At 49.0% G+C, this 1,253-nt stretch carries 2 pseudogenes; one reads left to right on the top strand and one right to left on the bottom strand.

What is annotated here, in order from left to right:
• Positions 1-217: 217 nt before the first annotated feature.
• Positions 218-328, top strand: a pseudogene (locus PMI26_RS21810) (short-chain dehydrogenase); the annotation flags it as partial.
• A gap of 177 nt (positions 329-505) precedes the next feature.
• Here PMI26_RS21810 and PMI26_RS21815 read toward each other — a convergent pair.
• Positions 506-1,253, bottom strand: a pseudogene (locus tag PMI26_RS21815) (hypothetical protein); the annotation flags it as partial.

The following is a 1,253-nucleotide window of genomic DNA, read 5'->3' as shown; positions in this document are numbered from 1 at the left end:
TCCCAAGGGTTTGATACAGCGGTTACAGTTTTTAGTTCGGTGGTCATGACGAAGTTTCCCTTTCAGCGATGGACATAAAAAACAGTCCGTTAACTATCAGGAAAAATCGATACGCTGAAAACTGTCATAACTGACAGTTCAGCTATAATAATGCGCGATAAAAGCTCTAAATTTTCGCAACAACGTCATGTACGAAATGAGGTCAGTACTCGAGCTCTTCGCCGGCATCAAGGAACAGTTTGGCCGTCTCGACATCCTGGTCAACAACGCCGCGATCAACCCGCAATTCTGCAACGTCCTGGAAACCGAGTTCGGCGCCCTCCAGAAACAATGGAAGAACCAAAGCCGGTCGACTGCCTTTTTTATTTCATTCGGCGATGTTGGAAAACTCTCTATTTGATGTTTCATCAAGTGTGGATGGTGGTTTCCCCGAACTACTCTATTGGATACAGGCTATAGCGCTCTTGAGGGCACCATTGACAGCAGTCGAGCAGCCGCAGCCCATTTACTTGACAACGTTTACCAACAGGCTTGCCGATAGTTTACTGCCTGGCAACTCTACCTCTGCCCTAAACTCACGCATGCCTGGGGTATAATATATCTGAGTCCAAAGCGGGTATGTCGAACCTTTCAAATCAGTTATGTTTGTATTTGACCCATGTTCTGGAATGTGAAACGTCACAGGAATCCCAACCATAGGTTCCCCCCTTGAATCAAGGAGAGTTACAAACAAGTTGATAGGCAAATTAATCGATCTATCAATTGATTCGGGTGGTACTGGCATTGGAGTGCCAAATGTCCATGTCCACCGCAGAACGGCAATCAACCTGCAATCCGGCAGGACCAGGTCCTGAGCCATACTCTCGCCTGCAAAACTCAGTCGAAAGCTGCCAGTCCCGCTTTTTACTGTCACGGTCCAACTGTGCTTCGTCTCAAACCCATCGAAATCTGGCTGACTTTCCAGGGTCAAGTCGCCCTCCACGACTGCACCCTTCAGCTTTACCGGATATCCCTCCAACGGACTATCGTTTTTTAACCTGAGCGTGACGACCTGAGGCTCCCCTGCGGTGAAAATGACACCCTCAGGAGGAACCAACTCTCCGCCTATCAAGGCCTCCGCCTCATCCGCCAGATTGGACGAAATCACTAAGCTTCGGTGCTCCCACACCGGATCCACTTCCCGACTATAGAAAACCAGGGTGATAAGGCCGCTATCGTCAGCCTCCGGTGCAATTATCCAAGTGAATTTGCCA

The organism is Pseudomonas sp. GM33, assembly GCF_000282295.1.
GTDB classification, from domain to species: domain Bacteria; phylum Pseudomonadota; class Gammaproteobacteria; order Pseudomonadales; family Pseudomonadaceae; genus Aquipseudomonas; species Aquipseudomonas laurylsulfatiphila.
The sequence above is the reverse complement of the archived record's forward strand: the minus strand, read 5'-3'. Positions and strand labels throughout refer to the sequence as shown.